This is a genomic window from Micromonospora sp. CNZ322, assembly GCF_007827755.1.
The window spans coordinates 444,387-464,174 of sequence record NZ_VITD01000001.1 but is presented as its reverse complement, the minus strand read 5'-3'; the positions used below and the strand labels follow the sequence as shown (position 1 = coordinate 464,174).

Here is a 19,788-nt window from a genome sequence, read left to right as displayed (position 1 = left end):
ACGCGTCGGCCGGTCAGCTCACTGTCCACTGCTGGGCCGGCCGGCCGTCGCACTGTCGCTGCCGGATGTCATCGCCGGCCTCGACGGCGTCGTCGTCGGCCTGGGCGCACTTGTTGCTGTGCGCGGCGATGAGCAGCACCGCGCTGGTGCCGGTCCCGCCGAACCGCCACTGCTGGTTGGCCCCACCGTGGCAGGGGAACTGGAGCAACCGCGCGCCGTCGTCCCGACTGCCACCCTCGACGTCGAGGCACTGCCCGTACGCGGCGTTGGTCAACGTCAGTACGCCCGTGCCGGCCGGGCTGACCACCCACTGCTGCTCCGGGGCGCCGGTGCACACGGCCAACTCGGCCTCGGCCTCCTTACCGTCACCGTCGAGGCCCAGGCAGAGGCCCGAGGCGGCGCGCAGCACCCGGGGCCCGGTGGGCGGGGCGGCCGGCGTGCTGGCCGACGGGGTCGGTGACGGCTCGGCCGGTGCGGTAGGGCTCGGCTCGCCGGCCGGCTCGCTGGGCTGCGCCGCACTGGACGGCGTACCGACCGACGCCGGCACCGACGGCTCGTCGTCACCGTCGAGCAGCCCGGTGGCGAAGACGACCCCCAGGAGTACGCCGACGGCCCCGACCGCCACCGCGACCCGCAGCAACGGATCGGCCAGCGGCCCGGAGCGCGGTGCCCGGTGACCGCCGTAGACGGTGCCGGCGGGGTCGGGGCGTTCCTCGGGCGCTGACATACGCGCCATCCTCACCCACGACGTCGCGCCGGAGCCAGCCCGGTGGTGCGGGGGTCGGTGAGGCTCAGCGGGTGGGCTGCGGGTCGGTGACGTCGGCGACTGTGGCGTCGAGGGCGGCGATCGCGGCGTCGGCGTCGATCGCGATGGCGAGACCGCGCTCGCCGGCTCCCAGGGTGATCTCCCGGCCGCGCAGTCGCTCGTCGGCGACCACCGGCCAGGCCGTGCTCGCGCCGAACGGGGTGATGGTGCCGCGTTCGTAGCCGGTGGCGGCCAGGGCGCCCGCCGCGTCCGGCATGGAGAGTCGGTGCACCCCGAGCATTGCGCGCAGCTTGGGCCAGGAGATGACCCGGTCGCCGGGGGTGAGCACGAACAGGTGATCGTCTTCACCACGGCGAACCACGATCGTCTTGACCACGTCGGGAACGGCCACACCGCGGACGGCGGCTGCCTCCGCGAGACTGCCGACCGCACCGTGCCTGACCAGCCGATACGGCAGTTGGGCGGCGTCCAGGGCGGTGATCGCTGGCGATGGCATGCCCGCCACGGTAGCCGCCGGGCCTGGCACCGGACGGGAAACTGCCACCGCCGACATCCCACGGTTTATAAACGGCGAGCGTAAGGTGATCACATGCGCGCTGAGCGTGTGAATCAACCGATTGACCATGATCAAGCGGTGGACACGCTGCGGCGGTCGTACGCCGCGGTGCCCACGGGCGAGCCTGTCCGGCTGGCCAAACGCACCTCCAACCTGTTTCGCCCCCGGTCCGCTCCCCGGACTCCGGGGCTCGACGTGAGTGGCCTGAACGGCGTGCTGTCGGTCGACCCGGCCGGCCGCACCGCCGACGTGCAGGGCATGTGCACCTACGAGGACATGGTCGACGCGACGCTGCCGCACGGCCTGATGCCGCTTGTGGTGCCGCAGTTGCGCACCATCACGCTGGGCGGCGCGGTCACCGGCCTCGGGATCGAGTCGACCTCGTTCCGCAACGGCCTGCCGCACGAGTCCGTCCAGGAGCTGGACGTGCTCACCGGCTCCGGCGAGATCATCACCGCCCGACCCGACGGCGAGCACGCCGACCTGTTCACCGCGTTCCCCAACTCGCTGGGCAGCCTCGGCTACGCCACCCGGCTGCGCATCGAGCTGCAACCGGTCGGCCGGTACGTGTCGTTGCGCAACGTCCGGTTCACCCAACTGGAGGCGCTGACCGACGCGATCGCGGAGGTGACCGCCACCCGGTCCTGGGCCGGCGAGCCGGTGGACGCGATGGACGGGGTGATGTTCAGCCCCGGCGAGGCGTACCTGGTCTTCGCCACGTTCACCGACGCGGCCGGCCCGCCCAGCGACTACACCGGTCAGGCGATCTACTACCGGTCGCTGCGCCAGCGCACCCGCGACGTGCTCACCGCGTACGACTATCTGTGGCGCTGGGACACCGACTGGTTCTGGTGCTCGTCGGCGTTCGGCGCGCAGCACCCGGTCGTGCGCAGGCTCTGGCCGGCGCGTTACCGGCGCAGCGACTTCTACCACCGACTGGTCCGGCTGGAGCACCGCCACCAGGTGGCGTCCCGGATCGACCGGCTGCGCGGGCAACCGGCCCGGGAGCGGGTCGTGCAGGACGTGGAGATCCCGCTGGACCGTACGGCCGACTTCCTGCGCTGGTTCGCCGGCGCTGTGGGAATGAACCCGGTGTGGCTGTGTCCGTTGCGACTGCGTGAGCCGGCGGGGCCCGGTTCGGCGCGGTCCTGGCCGCTGTATCCGCTGCGGCCCGGGCAGGACTACGTCAACATCGGGTTCTGGGGGAGCGTGCCGATCGCGCCGGGCGCCGCCGACGGCGACGTCAACCGCACGATCGAACGCAGGGTGTCGGAGTCGGGCGGGCACAAGTCGCTCTACTCCGACGCGTACTACGACCGGGACGCCTTCGATCGCCTCTACGGCGGCGACACGTGGCGCGCGGTGAAAGACCGCTACGACCCGGACCACCGGCTGACGGGACTGTACGAAAAGGCGGTAGCACGAGCATGAGCCTGACCGACAGAGATCAGGGGGCGGCGAGCGTCCCCGCCACCCCACCGGCGGGGGGCCGGCACACGGGTCCGACCGTCGCGGATGTCATCCGCGCGGTCACCACGGGGCCGTTGCCGGTGCGGATCACCGGGTACGACGGCAGCGCCGTCGGCCCGTCCGACGCCGGCATCACCCTGGCGATCCATTCCGAGCGTGGGCTGTCGTACCTGCTCACCGCACCCGGCGACCTGGGCATGGCCCGGGCGTACGTCAGTGGTGACCTGGCGTTGCAGGGCGTGCACCCGGGTGACCCGTACGAGGCGTTGCGGGTGCTCAAGGACGAGCTGCGGTTACGCCCACCGTCGCTGGCCGAGGGGCTGGCGCTGGTCCGTGGGCTGGGCTGGGAGCGGCTGATGCCGCCACCGGCACCGCCGCAGGAGGCGCACCCCCGCTGGAAGCGGGTGATGAACGGGCTGCGGCACTCGCGGGTGCGTGACAGCACCGCCATCTCGCACCACTACGACGTCTCCAACGCCTTCTACGAGAAGGTGCTCGGCCCGTCGATGACGTACACCTGCGCGGTTTTCCGGTCTCCCGACGACACGCTGGAACAGGCCCAGGCGGCGAAGTACGACCTGGTCGCCGGCAAGCTGGCGCTGAAGAAGGGGATGCGACTGCTGGATGTCGGGTGCGGCTGGGGTGGCATGGTGCGCCACGCCGCCCGCGAGTACGGCGTCAAGGCGCTCGGGGTGACCCTGTCGAAGGCGCAGGCGCAGTGGGCGCAGGCCGCGATCGAGCGGGAGGGGTTGACCGAGCTGGCGGAGGTGCGATACCTCGACTACCGGGACGCGCCGGCCGAGCAGTTCGACGCCATCTCCTCGATCGGGTTGACCGAGCACATCGGAGTGCGCAACTACCCGGCCTACTTCGGGTCGCTGCGCAGTCGGCTGCGGCAGGGCGGGCGACTGCTCAACCACTGCATCACCCGCGCGGACAACCGGGCGCCGCACCGCTCGGGCGCGTTCATCGACCGGTACGTCTTCCCGGACGGTGAGCTGGCCGGTCCGGGCCGGTTGATCAGTGAGGTGCACGATGCCGGGTTCGAGGTGCACCACGAGGAGAACCTGCGCCAGCACTACGCGCTGACGTTGGCCGCCTGGTGTCGCAACCTGGTCGAGCACTGGGACTTCTGCGTGTCGGAGGTGGGCGCGGGCACCGCCCGGGTGTGGGGGCTCTACATGGCCGGGTCGCGGATGGCCTTCGAACGCAACGGCATCCAGCTGCACCAGGTGTTGGCCACCCACAACGGCCCGAACGGCGTGAGCGGCTACCCGCTGCGACCGGACTGGTTGCCCTGATCACCTGCTGACCGCCGCCTGAAGCCGCGTCGAAAAAGTCGGCGCGGCTTCTCGCGAAGCGATTGACAAATAAGTTTTGTACGTACAAACTGATTTTGCCATGAGAGATGTCCTGTACCTGGAGCAGATCGAGCAGGCCGAAGTCCTGCTCAAGCCGCAGCGCGTCGAGGTGCTGCGGCAACTGGCCGAGCCGCGCACCTGCACCGAAGTCGCGGCCCGACTCGACCAGACGCCGCAGCGCGTCTACTACCACGTCAAGCAGCTCGTCGCGGCTGGCCTCGTCGAGCTGGTCAACGAACGCAAGGTCCGCGGCATCACCGAAGGCATCTACCAGGCCGCCGCCCGCTCCTACTGGCTCTCCCCGCGGCTCGTCGGCCGGATCGGCCTGCGCCGGGCCCGCGACGAGCTGAGCCTGGGCTACCTGCTCGACCTGATGGAGGAGGTCCAGGCCGACATCGCCGGCCTGGACCGGGCGGCACCCGAGCTGCCCTCGATCGGGGTCTCCGGCGAGATCCGGGTGCCGGCCGAGCAGCGCCAGCAGTTCCTGCACGACCTGCAAACCGCACTTCAGGACCTGTTCACCCGCTACGGCGGCAGCGAAGGAGATGCCTTCAAGCTGGCCGTCGCCTGCTATCCGAAAGGGAACGACAATGAGTGAGCCGATGAAGGTCCAGGCCCGTCTCTCCGCGCCCGTCGGGCGCGTACGCCAGGCCCTGACCGACCCGGCCGAGCTGCGTCTCTGGCTGGCCGAGCACGCCGAGGTCGAGCTGCCCCAGCGGTACGAGTTCTGGGGTCGCTACACGCCCGAGGGCGACGCCCCGCACCAGCGGCTGCTGCACGCCGACGACGACACCCTGCGGTTCGGCTGGCTGCTCGACGGCGTGGAGACCACCACCGAGTTCCAGTTGACCGCCGAGGGCACCGACAGCACAGTGCTGACGCTGATCCAGAGCCACTTCGACTTCGCCGAGGCGATGAGCGGCTCCACCATCCGGGGCGTGCTCCAGACGTTCTGGGCGCTGTCCATCGCCAACCTGGCCGCCCACGTGGAGGGCAAGCCACTGCTGCCCCGCACCGACTTCACCTCCGCCGACATGCGCGGTGAGCTGGTCATCGCCGCCCCCGCCGACAAGGTGTGGGAGTCGCTGACCGACTCCGAGCAGGCCAGCGCCTGGTTCGGCTACCCGATCGGCATCGAGCCCTGGGTCGGCGGTCGATACGCGATGGGCGGCTTCGAGACCGGTTACGCGGCCAAGGTCGTCGACCTGGAGCCCGGCCGCCGGATGTCCGTCGACTGGGGGCCGACCGGCGTGACGAGCTGGGAGCTGGCCGAGTCCGGTGGCCGCACCACGCTGACCTTCGTGCAGAGCGGCTTCGACGAGGCCAACCCGCCGTACGGGGCCTGGAGCGGGTCGGTTGCCGGGCTGTTCGAGCTGCGCCGCTTCCACGAGGTGCCGAACTGGCAGCCAATCTGGATCTCCGAGGAGATCCCCGGCCTGGAGCCCGCGCCGGCCAGCTGAAGCCTTGATCGTCTCGCCTTGATCGTGCTCGATCAGGGATCTAGTGGCCTCGTTCACCCAGGAGGCCATTACATCCTGGATCGAGCACGATCTTGTGTGCGGGGCGGCGTCCGGGGGATCCGATGGCGGGATCTGGTGACTTTTCGCGGTTGAGTGGGTACTGCCGGGCGATGTTCTTCATCTTTGGTCTGCGTACCAAGGTCGACCGGTCCGGTGTCGTGCAGCAGGTCTGCCGCCACTGCGGCAACCAGGCCGCGCAGGTGATCACCCGCCGCTCGACGAAATTCACAATCTTCTTCATTCCTCTCATTCCGATCCGCACCCGGTACGCGCAGCAGTGCACGTTCTGCGGGGCGGAGTACGAGATCTCCAAGTCCGACGCCGAGCGCCTCCCGGTCGGCTGATCCGACGATGGAACGCTTCCTCTGCTGGCTGATCGGCCGACCGACGCCCTCGGCCGACGTGGCCGTGCACACCGTTGCCCGCCCGCCCTGCACCCCGGGCCGGCGCAGACGCCGCCGCAAACGCCGTCCGTTGGCCGGCACCGCACTGCCCCGTTCACCCTGGAACCGATCCGCGGGCCGCTGACCAGAGGCGCAAGCCGCAGCGGGGTGCACGTTCGGCTCTGGCGGCGTTTCTGAGCGCTGGTTAGGCTTTCGGGGTTTGCCGTGGACCGGCGCCGCCGAGGGTGCACGCACGACGAAAGAGCCGGAGCGACCGTGTCCCGACAGGACGGAAAGCAGGCTGCGGGGACACTCAACCCCGCCGGCGCGTTCGTCGCGGCTGCGGTCATCCTGCTGGAGGCGGGCTGGCTGGTCGCGGGGTTGCCCGGCGCCGCGCTGGTCAGTGACATCGGCGCGATGCTGGTCGCCGGTTGGGCGACGCTCGCGTGCGTCGGGGTGGCCCGTCGACATCCGGCGCCGCTGCGCCGGTTCTGGACGCTGCTCGCCCTCACCATGGCGCTCGCCGCGATCGGCCGGGCGATCTGGACGGCGCAGCGGCTCGTCGGCGGCGACCTGCCGCACACGCCGGTGGTCGGGGTGGTCTTCACCGCCGGCATCCTCACCGGCACTGCCGCGCTGCTCAGCTCGCCGTCCGCACCGAGGACCGCGGTCGGGCGGGCCCGTACGTTGCTGGACGGGGTGATCGTCGCCCTGGCCCTGGTGCCGATCGGTTGGGTGCTGGTCTTCCGCGGGGTCGCCGCCGCCGAGCTGGCCGACCCGGCGCGCACGCTGGGGCTGCTCTTCCCGATGTTCGACCTGATGCAGCTCACCATCCTGGTCGCGGTCTCCGGGCCGGCCCGGCCGATATGGCGGCCGATGACCGTCCTGGCGGCGAGCCTCACCCTGCGGGTCGTCGCCGACGTCGTCTACGTGTCGCTGGTCGCCCGCGACGACTACAGCGCCGGTCACCCGATCGACCTGTGCTGGCCGTTGAGCTACCTGCTGATCGGCCTGGCCACCCGGAACCCGCCGCCACCGGACTGCGACGGCACCGACGACACCGCCGAGTCGCCGCTGCCGCCCTGGTGGCGGGTGGCGCTGCCGTACCTGCCGGTGGGTGGGGCGATCATCGCGGTGGTGCTGGCCCGTCGGCCCACCGGGCAGACCCCGCAGCTGGTGTTCGTGACCATGATGGTGTTGCTGGCCGCCCTCGCCGTCCGGCAGGGGCTGGCGGCCAACGAGAACCTTCGGCTGGTGGCCCGGCTGCGCCTGCTCGCGTACGGGGACCAGCTCACCGGGCTGCCCAACCGGCTGTTGTTCAACCGGCGGCTGCGCCTGGCACTGCGCGACGGACGGCCGGTGGCCGTGCTGCTGCTCGACCTGGACGGGTTCAAGCAGGTCAACGACCGGTTCGGGCACGCCACCGGTGACACCCTGCTGACCGGGCTCGCCGCCCGGATGCACACCGCCGTGAACGGCGACGGCACCATCGCCCGGCTCGGCGGTGACGAGTTCGCCGTGCTGGTCGACGGCGGCCGGCCGGTGTCACCCGAACGGCTCGCCGAGCGGCTGCTGGACGCGTTGCGGCCCTCCGACGACGAGGAGGACGTCGGGGTGCACCCGTCGGCGAGCATCGGTATCGCCGAGTACGGCCCGCAGCACGCCTCCCACAGCGACCTGCTGCGCGACGCCGACATCGCCATGTACGCGGCGAAGGCGGCCGGGAAGTCCGCGTACCGCACGTGCACGGCGGCGTTGCGCGAGTCGGCCGTCTCCCGCGCCGAGTTGATCGCCGACCTGCGCCGGGCGGTCGACGAGGACCAGCTGCACCTGGAGTTCCAACCCATCGTCGACCTGACCACCGGCGCGGTGCGCAGCGCCGAGGCGCTGGTGCGCTGGCGGCACCCCCGGCTGGGGATGTTGCCACCGGCGAAGTTCCTGCCGCTGGCCGAGGAGACCGGGCTGATCCTGCCGATCGACCGCTGGGTGATCCACGAGGCGTGCCGGGCCGCCGCGACCTGGCGGGGCCGGGTGCCGGAGGCGACAGTCGCGGTGAACATCGCCGCCGCGCACCTGCGTCGGCCGGACCTGATCGCCACTGTCACCGCGGCGACCAGCGCCGCCGGCTTGGCACCACGGGCGTTGACACTGGAGTTGACCGAGTCGGCGTTGATCGAGGGCACCGAGGCGGTGCTGGAGCGGCTGCACCAACTCCGAGAGCTGGGCATCCGGATCGCCATCGACGACTTCGGCACCGGCTACTCGTCGCTGAGCTACCTGCACCGCATCCCGGCCACCGAGCTGAAGATCGACAGGTCGTTCGTGGCCCGGCTGGGCACCGACGAGCGGGCGTACGCCACGGTGGAGATGGTCACCCGCCTGGCCGGCGCGTTCGACCTGGCGGTCGTCGCCGAGGGGGTGGAGACCGAGCGTCAGCACGAGGCGGTCACCGCGATCGGCTGCCCACGAGGCCAGGGCTATCTGTACGGGCGGCCGGACGCCCCCGCCATGGTGGGCCAGAATCGGAGTTGACTCTCACGTAACGGCAGGCAGGAGCCTGGTTCCCGGAAGGGAGGGGGACCATGGCGTACACGGTGGGTCAGGTCGCGAAGGTGGCCGGCGTGACGGTGCGGACGCTGCACCACTACGACGAGATCGGGTTGCTCTCGCCCAGCGGGCGCACCTCGGCCGGTTACCGCCGCTACGACGACGCGGACCTGCAACGGCTGCAGCTCGTCCTGTACTACCGGGAGCTTGGTTTCCCGCTTGAGGAGATCACCGCGATCATCGACGACCCGGCGGCCGATCCGGCCGCGCACCTGCGCCGGCAGCACGAACTGCTGACGGTACGGCTCAAACGGTTGCAGGAGATGGTCGCGGCGATCGAGTTCGCGATGGAGGCGAGCAAGATGGGCATTCAACTCACGCCGGAGGAGCGGTTCGAGGTCTTCGGTGACTTCGATCCGGAGGAGCACAAGGCCGAGGCGGAGCAGCGGTGGGGTGACACCGACGCGTACCGGGAGTCGAACCGGCGGGTCTCGCGCTACAGCAAGGAGGACTGGCTGCGGAACAAGGCGGAGAACGAGGACTGGGGTCGGCGGATGGTCGCCGTGCTGGCCTCGGGCGTGCCGGCGGACAGCCCGGAGGCGATGGACCTGGCCGAGGAGCACCGGCAGCTCATCAGCCGCTGGTTCTACGAGTGCTCGTACGAGATGCAGACCGGGTTGGCCGACATGTACCTGGCCGACGAGCGGTTCACCGCGTACTACGAGAACATCGCGCCGGGGCTGGCCGCCTATCTGCACGAGGCGATCCACGCCAACGCGATCAGCCGGGCGTGACACGGTGCGGTCCGGCTAGTCTGGCCGGACCGCACCGCCCGGGGGAGATGACAGTGCAAAAACCGAAGCTGATCGCCGCTGTCGCCGTGCTCGTGGTGGCGGTCGGTGGCGGGGCGTGGGCGCTGGTCGCCGCCGGCGACGACGAACCGGACGCGGGTCGTCCGGCGGCGTCGGCGGGCCCGGCCGACCCGGTCGGGGTGCTGAAGGCCGCCGCCGCGAAGGCCGACGAGCAGCCGTACAAGCTGACAGTTGGCACCGGCGGCGCGGACGGCGACGCCACGGTGCTGCTCTGGGACCCGAAGGCGAAGCGTGGTCTGGAGACCACCTCGCTGAAGGTGCCCTCCGGTGTGGTGAAGATCGAGCGGTTGACCACCGGCCCGGACGTGTACGTGCGGGTCACCGCCCCGGACCGCCGCGTCCCGGTCTGGGACGGTAAGACCTGGTGGCACGTCGGCGCCCCGGGTGCCCCGGCGGCCAAGCAGGGCCTGGACAACACCCGCCTGGCCAGCACGCTGGGCGCGCCGACAGGGGTCCGGCTGACCGCCGAGCGGGAGTACGCGGGCACGCTGGACCTGCGCCAGAGCGGCGCGGTGCTGGGCAGCGGCGTCGGCAGCGTGCTCGGTGACCGGGCCGCGGCGGTGCCGTTCACCGCGGCAGTGGACGAGCAGGGTCGGCTGGTCCGCTACCGCATCGAGTTGGCCAGCGAGCAGTCGCAGACCGCCCAGCTCGACCTGACGTACTCGGACTTCGGGCTGCCGGTGTCGGCGGACCCGCCGGCTGCCGACCTGGTGGGCGAGGACCCGCCGGCGAACATTCCCGGCGCCTGAGGTCGGCTCACTCCTCGACCGCTCCCTCGACCGGGGTGACCAGGAAGTCGTAGACGGTTCGGGCCATCCGCCGGACCGTCTCGTCGCCGGTGGCCATGGGTCCGGCGGTGAGGAACGCGACGGCGGTCTCGGTGCCGGGGATCAGGTAGTAGCCGACGTCGTGTGAGGCGTCCGGCAGGTCACCGGTCTTGTGGGCCACCGGCACGCCAGGGGGCAACGCCGCCGGGATCTTCGTGTTCAGGGTCTGTTCCCGCATGAAGCCGATCATCAGGTCGCGGGAGGCGGGGGCGAGGATCTCGCCGTCCCAGACCGCGCCGAGCAGTGACACCACGTCGTCCGGGCTGGTGTAGTTCTCCTCGCCGCGTTGCGCCGCCGCGCTGTCGAGCATCCGGCGGGCCAGGATGGTGGAGCGCTGGTTCATCGAGTCGATCAGCGCGTTGACCGGGGCGAACCCACCCAGGTAGGTGATCAGCACGTTCGCGGCCACGTTGTCGCTGTACTTGATCAGGTACTGGGCGAGCCGGCGCACTGTGACCACCTGCGGGAACGTCTCGAACTGCAGTTGGCCGGTGCCGCCGACCACGTCCTCCGGAGTGACCAGCACCCCGTCGTCGAGGAAGACCTGTCCACAGTCGACCCGGCGCAGCAGCTCGACGAGGATCCACAGCTTGATGACGCTGGCCGCCTTGGGGCGCAGCGATCCGTTGACGGCGATCTGCTGGTCGCCGTAGCGGCCGGACAGGTCGCGGACGGTGACCCCGGCCGGGTTGAGGCTCGCGTCGGCGACCACCCGGGCGAGCTGCCCGCTGAGCGGGAACAGCCGGGCCCCGGCGACCGGGTCGGTGGGCGGCTGCGGGCTGGTGACCACCACGCCGGTCAGCGTCGTCGGCGGGCGGTGCCGTTGGATCACCTCCAGCGTGCCCTCGCTGCGCCCGACCAGCGGCACCCGGTAGCGGTAGGCGGTGCCTCCGACGACGACCGCGCCGCTGGCCACCCCGGCGGCGACCCGCATGGTCGGGTCGGCGACCCGGCCGGTGTCGCCGTCGCAGGCGCGGTAGCGCACTGTGTGCCCGAGCGAGTCCACAGCGAACACCCCGCCGGGAAACGACAGCCAGGACACCTCGCTGGTCGGCGGGCGCTCCGGCGTCGGGTCCACCCCGGGCTCGTGGCTCTGACCGTCGCCGGGCTCAACTCCGTACCCCGGCTCGGTCGTCTGCGCCGGGTCCGCGACGGGCGCGCGGCCCGGGCCGTCCGCGGTGGCCGGCCCGGTCGTCGCGAGCACCGCGAGCGCGACCGCCGTCGTCAGCACCTTCAGGGGTACGCGGGCAGAGTTCCCCAGCAGGGAAGATGAGCGCCTCTTGTCGCTTTTTCTCACGTTTGCACGATATGAAGCGCCGGAGGCTGGTGAGACCGACGGGACCGGCGTCACCCGTCCGGGCGGCAATGTCCCGGCGAGCGTCATGCCCCACAGGTATAAATACGACCCACAGGTATCAGGCTTCCCAGCCACTCACCCCGGAGGACCCTTTGCTGATCATCGCCGGCAGTCTGCAGGTCGAACCGGCCACCCGCGAGGCGTACCTGTCCGACTGCGAACAGGTCATCGCGCGGGCGCGCGCCACCGCCGGCTGTCTCGACTTCCTGCTGGCGGCCGACCCGTTGGAGCCCGGCCAGATCCACGTCTACGAACGCTGGGAGTCGCCGGAGCAGTTGGCCGCGTTCCGTGGCTCCGGGCCGGACGACGCGCAGGAAGTGGCGATCCTCGACGCCGACGTGCAGCGCTACCTGATCGCCGGCGTCGAAGCGCCCTGACCCGGCGCGAGCCGGCACCGCTCACGCCTGTGGTTCGGGGCCGGTGGGCAGGCCGGGCGCCATCCGGCGGATCGAGGCGAAGGCGGGCGCGAGGGCCTCGTACAGCTCGGCGAAGAGCGGCAGCAGCGCCGCGTAGGTGGCGGCGGCGGCCGGGTCCGGACGGACCGTCTCCTCGATGCGCACCAGGTCGGCCGCGACGTCGATGCTGGGGATCAGCCCGAGCGCCTCCATGCCGAGCAGCGCCGCTCCGAAGCTCGACCCCTCGTGCGCGGCCGGGAAGCTCACCGGCAGGCCGAGGGCATCGGCCAGCATCTGCCGCCACAGGCCGCTGCGGGCGAAGCCGCCACCGGCCCGGACCTCCCGGACCTCGTTGCCGGCCGCGCGCACCGAGCTGAGCACCAGCGCGAGCTGTTGGCAGACGCCCTCCAACGCGGCCCGCACCAGATGCTCGCGGCGGTGTGCGTGGGTCAACCCCACGTACGCGCCGCGCGGCAAGGCGCTCCAGTGTGGTGCCCGTTCGCTGTGCAGGTACGGCAGCATGATGAGCCCGCCCGAACCGACCGGCGCGCGGGCTGCCAGGGCGACCAGGTCCTCCTCGGAGTGCTCGCCCAGGTCCGGGGCGAGCGCCGCGCCGGCCCACTTGAGCACGATGCCGCCGTTGTTGATCGCGCCACCGACCGCCCAGCGATGCTCGGTCAGCGCGTAGCAGAACACCCCGCCGAGCGGGTCCACGCCGGGCCGCTCGACCATCACCCGCATCGCGCCGCTGGTGCCGATCGAGCAGGCCACCATGCCGGGGTGCACCGCGCCCAGGCCCAGGTTCGCCAGCGGTCCGTCGCCTGCGCCGACCACCACGGGGGTGCGCTCCGGCAGGCCGGTCTGGGCGGCGGCCTGCGGGGTGAGGTTGGGCAGCACGGCGGTGGTGGCGACCAGCTGCGGGAGCTGCTCCGGGGTGATGCCGGCGATGGTCAGCGCCTCGGGGTCCCACTCCAGCTTGTGGATGTCGAGCAGGCCGGTGGCCGAGGCGATCGAGTGGTCGGTGACCAGCGTGCCGCAGAGCCGCAGCAGCACCCATTCCTTGATGCCCACCCAGTGCGCCACCCGCTCGAAGAGTTTCGGCTCCTGCTCGGCGAACCAGAGCAGCTTGGGCAGCGGCGACATCGGATGCATCGGCGTGCCGGTACGTCGGTGCAGGGCCAGCCCCGACGGGACCGCCCGCAACCGCTCGGCCTGCCGAGTGGACCGCGAGTCGGCCCAGGTCACCGACGGGGTCAGCGGATTGCCGTCAGGGTCCAACCCGATCAGGCTGTGCATGGCGGAGCCGAACGACAGCCCGGCCACCGGCTGGACCAGCTCGGCCACGACGATGCTGACCGACTTGAGCACCGCTTCGAGGATGAGTTGCGGGTCCTGCTCGGCGTAGCCGGGTTGAGGGTTGTTCAGCGGGTAGCCGACCAGGTGACTCCCGAGCTGCCGCCCGTCGGTGTCGTACGCGACGGCCTTCGTGCTGGTGGTGCCGATGTCGACCCCGATCACGACCCCGGGCAGCGTGACTGCCGGCACGACCGCCACCCCCTCGGAGAACATGAACGTCGGCACCAGTATCCCCCTATCGTGCTGGTTGCTCCGCCGATCGGCTAGTTCGCCCGTTTCGGCGTGTCCGGGCGCCGCGCCGGACCTGTTAAACCTCGTGACACCCCAGATTGGTGGCCAGCGCGGCGAAGGAGTCGGCGTGGCGAAGACTGATTCGACGGGTTCCACATGGCGGTACCGGTGGGCGCACCGGCAGAACGTGCGGCGGGTCAGCACGTTCCGCGGCGCTGAGGCGGCGTGGCGACGACGCGACGACGAGTTACGGCGGCTGCGCGCCCTGGCCGCCGATTTCCAGGGCTCGGCGGCCGCCGGCGCGGGGCTGGCGTTGGAGCTGGCCGCCGACGAGGTGGTGCTCTGGGCACTGCCCGCCGCACAACTGGTCGAGGTGCGGCACACCACAGTGCTGCCCGCGCCCGACCTCACTGTCGCCCCGGGAACCGGGCCACTGCGTCCGCGCCGCCCGGACGGCGTACGCGTCACCGACGCCGGCATGGCCGTGATCACCAGCCGTCGACTCGTGCTGCTCGGCGGGCGGGGCCGGCGTGACTGGGCGTACGGGCGGATAACCGGCCTGGCCCACGACCCGGCGGCGCCGGTCACAGTGATCCAGGTGCTGGACCGGCGGCGTACCTCCGGGTTGTTGCTGCCCACCGCCGCCGCGGCGGACTTCCGGTTCAAGCTCACGCTGGCCTTCGCCGACGCGATCGAACAGCGCACCGCGGTGATCACCCAAATCGACGAGCTGATCTCCGAGCACGCCCAGCTCAAGCCGTTCCGGCCGGCCGCGGCCACCCCCGGGCAGGCCCGGCTGTCGTCGTTCGTGCCAGGTGGCCGCAGGACCATCGCGGTGGCGGCGGCCATCGCGCTGCTGGTGCCGGCGGCGCTGATCGAGTCGGACCCGTCCGACCCGACCGGTGGCGCGGAGGTCGCCGCCGCAGCCACCCCGGCACCCACCACCAGCGTGGCACCGGCGCTCGTCCGCCCGGCCGGCCCGGCGCTCGCGCTGAAGAACCCGCCACCCAAGCCGACAAAGTCGCCACGCCCGTCACCCAGCGCGACCCAGGGCACGCGCTGCGGGGCACCAGAGAACCCACTGGGGTACGGCTTCTGTGGCGGCACGCGCATCCGCAAGCCGGCCGCCGAGGTGTGCGACTGGTTCGACTGCGTACCGCAGTTCTGGGCCGGACGCGGTTACCTCGTGCAGTGCCGCGACGGTTCGGTCAGCCTGGCCGGCGGCCGGTCCAACGCCTGCGCCGAGCACCGAGGCGTGCGGCGGACCATCACGAAGTGACCGATTCGGTGCCTGAAGTCCGCTTCGCTCGGCCACAATGATCGAGTGGAGATCCGGTCTGACGATGGCGCTCGGGTGCGGGTACGCCCCGTCGGCTACCAGCCCGGCATCGACCCGCCCGACGACCTCGACGGGGCCACGCCCGGCTGGCACGACTGGCTGCTCATCGAGGTGGACGCCCGCACCGCCGACGGCCAGACCTGGTCGCACCACTACCCGAGCCTCATGGTCGAGGAGGCCCGCGCGCTCGGCGGCTGGCTGCACGGGCAGGCCACCGCCGCCCTCGGGCTCAGCGCGCCACCGGCGATGGTCCGCTTCACCGAACCCAACCTGGCCCTGCGCAGTCGGGTACTGCGCCGCCGTCGGCTGGAGCTGATCGTGGAGTTCTCCGCCGAGTCACTGCCACCGTGGATGCGCCGCCCGTCCAGCGCGATCTACCCGCTGATCCTCACCGTCTCCGCGGACGCCCTGGCCACCGCCGCCCAGCACTGGGCCGAGCACTGCGAGGCGTACCCGCCGCGTACCCAGTCGCGGTTCCCGACCCGGGGCCGGCTCCCCGACCCACTCGGCTAGAGTGATCTTCGTCAGCCACGAGAGGAGGTGAGCCCGGTGACCACCCATCGTCATTCCTGGGCGCTCCTCTCGGCCGTCCCCCTCAGCTGACCTCTCGCGTCGGGGAGCGCCCTCCTTATCGGAGGACCAATGTCTTTCTCTTCCTTCCACATCGACGTTCCCGATGCGGTCCTCGACGACCTACGGGCCCGACTGGCCCGCACCCGATTCACCGACCGCAGCGGCAACCAGCCGTGGCAGGGCGGCGTCGACCCCGACTACCTGCGGGACCTGGTGTCCTACTGGCACGACGGATACGACTGGCGAGCCCGCGAGGCCGAACTCAACGCGTACCCCCAGCACCTGGCCGTCGTCGGCGGCCGGAAGCTGCACTTCCTGCACGTCCGGGCCACGCGCCCGGCGGGCACACCCGCGCCGTTGCCGTTGATCCTCAGCCACGGCTGGCCCAGCAGCTTCGTCGAGATGCTGCCGCTGGTCGACCGGCTGACCAGCCCCGCCGGCGGCGGTTTCGACGTGGTGGTGCCCTCGCTGCCCGGCTTCGGCTTCTCGGAGGTCCCGGACGAGCCGGTCACCCGCGCGTTGTTGGCCCGGACCCTGCACGAGCTGATGACCGGCGTGCTCGGCTACGAGCGGTACGGCGCCTTCGGCGGCGACGTCGGGGGAGTGGTCACCGGCTGGCTGGGTGCCGTCTATCCGGAGCAGGTAGCCGGCATCCACATGATCCATCCACCGTTCCCGGCCAGCTTCGACGCCCGACCACTGTCGGCGGCCGAGCAGGCGTACCTGGACGCCGAAGCCGCGTACGACGAGACCGACGGCGGCTACAGCGCCATCATGGGCACCCGCCCGGACACCCTGGCGGCGGCGCTCGCCGACTCGCCCGCCGGGCTGGCCGCCTGGCTCGTCGACAAGTACCGCGACTGGAGCGACAACCACGGGGACCTGGCGAACAGCATCGACACCGACACCCTGCTCACCATCATCACGCTCTACTGGGCGACCGGCACGATCGGCTCGTCGTTCCGGCAGTACGCCGACTTCGACCACAACACGCCCACGACCCGACATCACCGTGCCGGCCGCGTTCACGGTGAGCACCGAACCCTCGATGGCCAACTTCCCCCGGGAGATCGCCGAGCGGGCCTGCACCGACATCCGGCACTGGAGCGAGCCGGGACGGGGCGGGCATTTCATGCCGTTGGAGGAGCCGGATCTGCTGGCCAGTGAGATGAGGCAGTTCTTCACCTCGCTGCGCCCGTAGTTGCTGTAGTTCGCCTTTCCTGTCCTGCCCGGCGGCTGCTCTGATTTCCCTGAGCGGCCGCCGGCCCCGGGCTACGCGCTGCCGAGCGACGCCTTGACGGCGTCGATGGCGTCGGACAGCTCCTCGTTGTACGGGAAGCCGTCCTCGACGATGCCCATGTCGACCCCGCATTCGCGCTGCCGCGCCCGCAGCAGGGTCTCCTCCACCGGGGCTACCGGGAAGGCCAGCGGGTCGAGACCTTGCGCGGAGCCCAGGTCCTCGATCTGAAGCCACTTGTTGTACTCGCCCTCGTAGACGATCACACCGGCCTCGATGCCCCGGGTCCACTGGTCGAAGAGCGTGGCCAGGCTGGTGGCGGCACGCACCGAGTCCCACGCGTCGGGCGAGATCTCGTAGCGCCAGATCTCACCCTCGTGCTCGCCCGCCAGGACGAAGGTGAAGATGGCGTACTCGAAATGGAACAGCGGCAGTTGCTGCTGCCAGGGAAACGGCGTGCCGATCGCCAGCCACAGATAGTCCAGCACGTCCGGGCCTTCCGGCCAGGACATCAGCCATCCGCCGTTGGGCAGCAACCGCCGCTCGGGCCAGCGCTGCGACTGAAACCAGGTGAGCTGCTCCGCGATGTGATCCACACCGAAGATACGGTGGACCACGTCCGGCGCCTGCCCGGTCGGCGACTCGTCCTGGTCGGGCCAGTCGAGGCCGGCGGCCGTCGCCGCGAGGCGATAGTCGCGTACCGCGTCGCGCAGCACGGGCAGGTCATCAAGCATCGGGAAGCTCCTCGGCCCCAGGGGTCCTGGGCAGGCTAGCTTCGCCGCACCGACTCTGGTGTCCGTCAATACTCTTCTTTCGGGCGCAACGGGATACATCGATCCCGGTCGCGTTGCCTGTCACGTACGTGAGCGGTTGTACCGCGTGTGACAGTGACCTCTGTGTCCTGCGCCCCCTGGCGGATCGCCTGGGCCGAGCGCGAGAACGAGCGCCGGCAGCGCGCGTACCGCGACGCCACCGACGCCTGGCGGCACCGCGACGACCACCTGGCCCGACTCCGCATCGAAGCCGCCAGCTTCCTCGGGTGTACGCAGCCCCGCTCGGGCCTGCCGGTGGAGCTCGACGACGACGAACTCGTCTTCCGCGTCCTCCCCGTCGCCCAGCTCGTCGAGGCCGAGGCGCGACACATCCCCGGTCTGCCCAGGCCGGGTGGCGTCTGTTCCTTCGCTGAGGCTTCTTCGGAGGCGCTGCCTGCGGGCCTGCGGGTCGTCGACACCGGCATGGCCGTGGTGACCAGCCACCGGGTGGTCTTCGGCGGCCGGGAGTACAGGCGCGAGTGGCGGTACGCGGACCTGGTCGGCCCCGCCCACCACCCCGACGTGCCGGTCACCCTGCTGCCCGACCGCTGTCGACTACAGGGGCTGCTGGTACCGGCCAACGCCGTGGTGAACTTCCGCTTCTATCTCACACTCGCGGCTGCCGATCGCGGTGCCGTCATCGCGCAGGTCGACGAGCTGCTGGCCGCGCACCGGGCCGCCCCGCCCGCGCCTCTTCTGTTGGTGGACCCCGACGACGCACCGCTGACGGCGGTACGCCCCGACCGGCGGGCGCTCGGCGCAGCCGCCGTCGCGGCCATGGTGTTCGTGACGCTCGGCCCGGGCGCTCTGGGGCCTGGCGCGTGGGGTCCTCGCGGGCCGGTGTCCTCGGCGGAGGTCGTCGCCTTGGACCTGCCGAGGGCCGGGACGGCCCTTGTTCCGATCGGTCCCGTCGGGCCGGTGGCGCCCAGGTCGCGGGTCGGCTCGGCCGACAGTGCCGTATGGAGCCCGCCGGATGTCTCGGCTGTACGGCCGTCTGCTGTCTCAACAGTGGAAGCCGCTGTTGCGGTGGCCCTGCCGCCGGCTGCTCCGCCGTCCGTCGCTCCCGCGCCGTCGGCCAGTTCGGTGCCGACGCCTGGTCCGGTCCCCACTACCGACCCGCCCGCGTCGACCCTGCCGACGCCGCCCGTTGTGTCGGCCTCACCAACGCCGACGCCGACCCCGATTGTTACGGCGACGCCCTCGCCGGATCCGGGACTGCTGGCGATCTGCCTGGATCCTCTTCAACTGCCGTTGCTGGACCCGCTGCTCTGCCCGTCTCCGGCGCCCTGAACTGGGTTTTCTCTCTCCTGCCCGGCTCGGCTCGGCTCAGTTCGTGGCGCTGAAATCGGGGACAGTGATGGTGCCGTCCTCGGCGAGGGTGAAGCCGGGGTTCCAGGCGATCTCCCAGAGGTGACCGTCCGGGTCGGCGAAGTAGCCGGCGTAGCCGCCGTAGAAGGTTTCCCGGGCCGGCTTGGTCACCTTGGCACCGGCCTTGGTTGCTGTGGCGATGACCTCGTCGACCTCGGCCCGGGAGCGGACGTTTTGGGCCAGGGTCATCGCGCCGGTGCCCGGCCCTTCGATACCGGCGTCGTCGGCCAGCTTGTCGCGGCCCCAGAGGACGACGGCCAGGCCGCCGGCCTGGAAGAAGACCGTCTCCTCGACCTCCTGGCCCTGCCAGCCCAGCTGCTCGTAGAACGCCTTCGCGCGGGCTACGTCCGCGACTCCCAGAGTGATCAGGCTGATGCGCTGCTCCATGGTCTTCAACTTAGCGCCAAGCGAACCTCCGCAACCCTCAACCCATAGCATTGATGCTATGAGGTGGAGCGATGAGTGATCGCCTGGACTGGAATGACCTGCGCGAGCGCCGGATGACGGAGCCGGGGGCGGCCGAGACCTACGAGGCCACTCGGATCGCCTTCGAGCTTGGGCAGGAGGTGCGCCACCTGCGCGAGGGGCACGGTTGGAGTCAGAGCCAGTTGGCCCACGCCGCCGGCATGACTCAGTCCGCGGTGGCTCGCTTCGAGGCAGGCGGGACCGTGCCGACCTTGCCGGTCCTGGGACGGCTAGCCCGGGCCCTGGACCGAAGGCTGGACGTCAGGTTCGCCTCGAACGCGGACGGGGCTTGACCGCATCCGCCACGCCTTGCAGCGCCAACGGGCAAGGGCGCCGCAACCGGTCAGCAAGAT

General features: G+C 71.3%; 20 protein-coding genes. 14 read left to right on the top strand and 6 right to left on the bottom strand.

What is annotated here, in order from left to right; genetic code table 11:
• Positions 1–13: 13 nt before the first annotated feature.
• Positions 14–727: an RICIN domain-containing protein gene (locus FB453_RS02195; protein ID WP_145787134.1), complete on the bottom strand. Its 714-nt coding sequence runs from the start codon at positions 725–727 to the stop codon at positions 14–16.
• 64 nt (positions 728–791) lie between these two features.
• On the bottom strand, positions 792–1,262 hold the full coding sequence (locus FB453_RS02190) for a YbaK/EbsC family protein (RefSeq protein WP_186718008.1): 471 nt from the start codon (positions 1,260–1,262) through the stop codon (positions 792–794).
• Positions 1,263–1,355: 93 nt separating this feature from the next.
• On the opposite strand from FB453_RS02190, the gene FB453_RS02185 reads away from it, so the two are divergent.
• The 8 genes from FB453_RS02185 to FB453_RS02150 all read left to right on the top strand — a co-directional run bounded on the left by FB453_RS02185 (position 1,356) and on the right by FB453_RS02150 (position 10,224).
• Positions 1,356–2,753: an FAD-binding oxidoreductase gene (locus tag FB453_RS02185; RefSeq protein WP_145787129.1), complete on the top strand. Its 1,398-nt coding sequence runs from the start codon at positions 1,356–1,358 to the stop codon at positions 2,751–2,753.
• Entirely contained in the window at positions 2,750–4,093 is a 1,344-nt protein-coding gene (locus FB453_RS02180; protein WP_112736035.1) for a class I SAM-dependent methyltransferase, read from the top strand. Before FB453_RS02185 ends, FB453_RS02180 begins: the two co-directional genes overlap by 4 nt.
• Positions 4,094–4,193: 100 nt before the next feature.
• Positions 4,194–4,751: a winged helix-turn-helix domain-containing protein gene (locus FB453_RS02175; protein WP_030490876.1), complete on the top strand. Its 558-nt coding sequence runs from the start codon at positions 4,194–4,196 to the stop codon at positions 4,749–4,751.
• A complete protein-coding gene (locus FB453_RS02170; RefSeq protein WP_145787127.1) occupies positions 4,744–5,613 on the top strand; it encodes an SRPBCC family protein in 870 nt (289 codons plus the stop codon). The genes FB453_RS02175 and FB453_RS02170 overlap by 8 nt, the downstream gene beginning before the upstream one ends.
• 170 nt (positions 5,614–5,783) lie before the next feature.
• Positions 5,784–6,017, top strand: coding sequence for a zinc-ribbon domain-containing protein (locus FB453_RS02165; protein WP_145787125.1), 234 nt, complete (start codon positions 5,784–5,786; stop codon positions 6,015–6,017).
• A gap of 315 nt (positions 6,018–6,332) precedes the next feature.
• Positions 6,333–8,588, top strand: coding sequence for an EAL domain-containing protein (locus tag FB453_RS02160; protein WP_186718006.1), 2,256 nt, complete (start codon positions 6,333–6,335; stop codon positions 8,586–8,588).
• A gap of 50 nt (positions 8,589–8,638) precedes the next feature.
• Positions 8,639–9,397 (top strand): MerR family transcriptional regulator, encoded by a 759-nt coding sequence (locus FB453_RS02155; RefSeq protein ID WP_145787123.1) that lies wholly within the window; start codon positions 8,639–8,641, stop codon positions 9,395–9,397.
• A 53-nt stretch (positions 9,398–9,450) separates the two neighbouring features.
• Positions 9,451–10,224, top strand: coding sequence for a hypothetical protein (locus FB453_RS02150; RefSeq protein ID WP_145787121.1), 774 nt, complete (start codon positions 9,451–9,453; stop codon positions 10,222–10,224).
• A gap of 7 nt (positions 10,225–10,231) precedes the next feature.
• Here FB453_RS02150 and FB453_RS02145 read toward each other — a convergent pair whose 3' ends face one another.
• Positions 10,232–11,599, bottom strand: a complete 1,368-nt coding sequence (locus tag FB453_RS02145) for a serine hydrolase (protein ID WP_186718004.1) — start codon at positions 11,597–11,599, stop codon at positions 10,232–10,234.
• A 152-nt stretch (positions 11,600–11,751) separates the two neighbouring features.
• Here FB453_RS02145 and FB453_RS02140 point away from each other — a divergent pair, with 152 nt between their 5' ends.
• A complete protein-coding gene (locus FB453_RS02140) occupies positions 11,752–12,036 on the top strand; it encodes an antibiotic biosynthesis monooxygenase (protein WP_145787117.1) in 285 nt (94 codons plus the stop codon).
• A gap of 21 nt (positions 12,037–12,057) precedes the next feature.
• Here FB453_RS02140 and FB453_RS02135 read toward each other — a convergent pair whose 3' ends face one another.
• Complete coding sequence (locus tag FB453_RS02135) at positions 12,058–13,635, bottom strand: gluconokinase (protein WP_486480128.1); 1,578 nt, start codon at positions 13,633–13,635, stop codon at positions 12,058–12,060.
• Positions 13,636–13,768: 133 nt separating this feature from the next.
• On the opposite strand from FB453_RS02135, the gene FB453_RS02130 reads away from it, so the two are divergent.
• The 3 genes from FB453_RS02130 (at position 13,769) to FB453_RS02120 (ending at position 16,720) form a co-directional block, all read left to right on the top strand.
• Positions 13,769–14,920 (top strand): hypothetical protein, encoded by a 1,152-nt coding sequence (locus FB453_RS02130; protein ID WP_145787115.1) that lies wholly within the window; start codon positions 13,769–13,771, stop codon positions 14,918–14,920.
• Positions 14,921–14,965: 45 nt separating this feature from the next.
• Positions 14,966–15,493 carry a WapI family immunity protein gene (locus FB453_RS02125; protein WP_145787113.1) on the top strand — a complete coding sequence of 176 codons (528 nt, stop codon included), beginning with the start codon at positions 14,966–14,968 and terminating at the stop codon, positions 15,491–15,493.
• Between the two features lie 129 nt (positions 15,494–15,622).
• Entirely contained in the window at positions 15,623–16,720 is a 1,098-nt protein-coding gene (locus tag FB453_RS02120) for an epoxide hydrolase family protein (RefSeq protein WP_486480127.1), read from the top strand.
• Between the two features lie 105 nt (positions 16,721–16,825).
• On the opposite strand, the gene FB453_RS02115 is transcribed toward FB453_RS02120, so the two are convergent.
• Positions 16,826–17,524 carry a hypothetical protein gene (locus FB453_RS02115; RefSeq protein ID WP_145787111.1) on the bottom strand — a complete coding sequence of 233 codons (699 nt, stop codon included), beginning with the start codon at positions 17,522–17,524 and terminating at the stop codon, positions 16,826–16,828.
• Positions 17,525–17,677: 153 nt separating this feature from the next.
• Between FB453_RS02115 and FB453_RS02110 the strand changes: the two genes are divergently transcribed.
• A complete protein-coding gene (locus FB453_RS02110) occupies positions 17,678–18,892 on the top strand; it encodes a hypothetical protein (RefSeq protein ID WP_145787109.1) in 1,215 nt (404 codons plus the stop codon).
• A gap of 36 nt (positions 18,893–18,928) precedes the next feature.
• On the opposite strand, the gene FB453_RS02105 is transcribed toward FB453_RS02110, so the two are convergent.
• On the bottom strand, positions 18,929–19,357 hold the full coding sequence (locus FB453_RS02105; RefSeq protein ID WP_145787107.1) for a VOC family protein: 429 nt from the start codon (positions 19,355–19,357) through the stop codon (positions 18,929–18,931).
• A 71-nt stretch (positions 19,358–19,428) separates the two neighbouring features.
• Between FB453_RS02105 and FB453_RS02100 the strand changes: the two genes are divergently transcribed.
• The gene (locus tag FB453_RS02100; protein ID WP_145787105.1) at positions 19,429–19,728 is read left to right on the top strand and encodes a helix-turn-helix domain-containing protein; all 300 of its coding nucleotides are present in this window, start codon (positions 19,429–19,431) and stop codon (positions 19,726–19,728) included.
• Positions 19,729–19,788 lie beyond the last annotated feature (60 nt).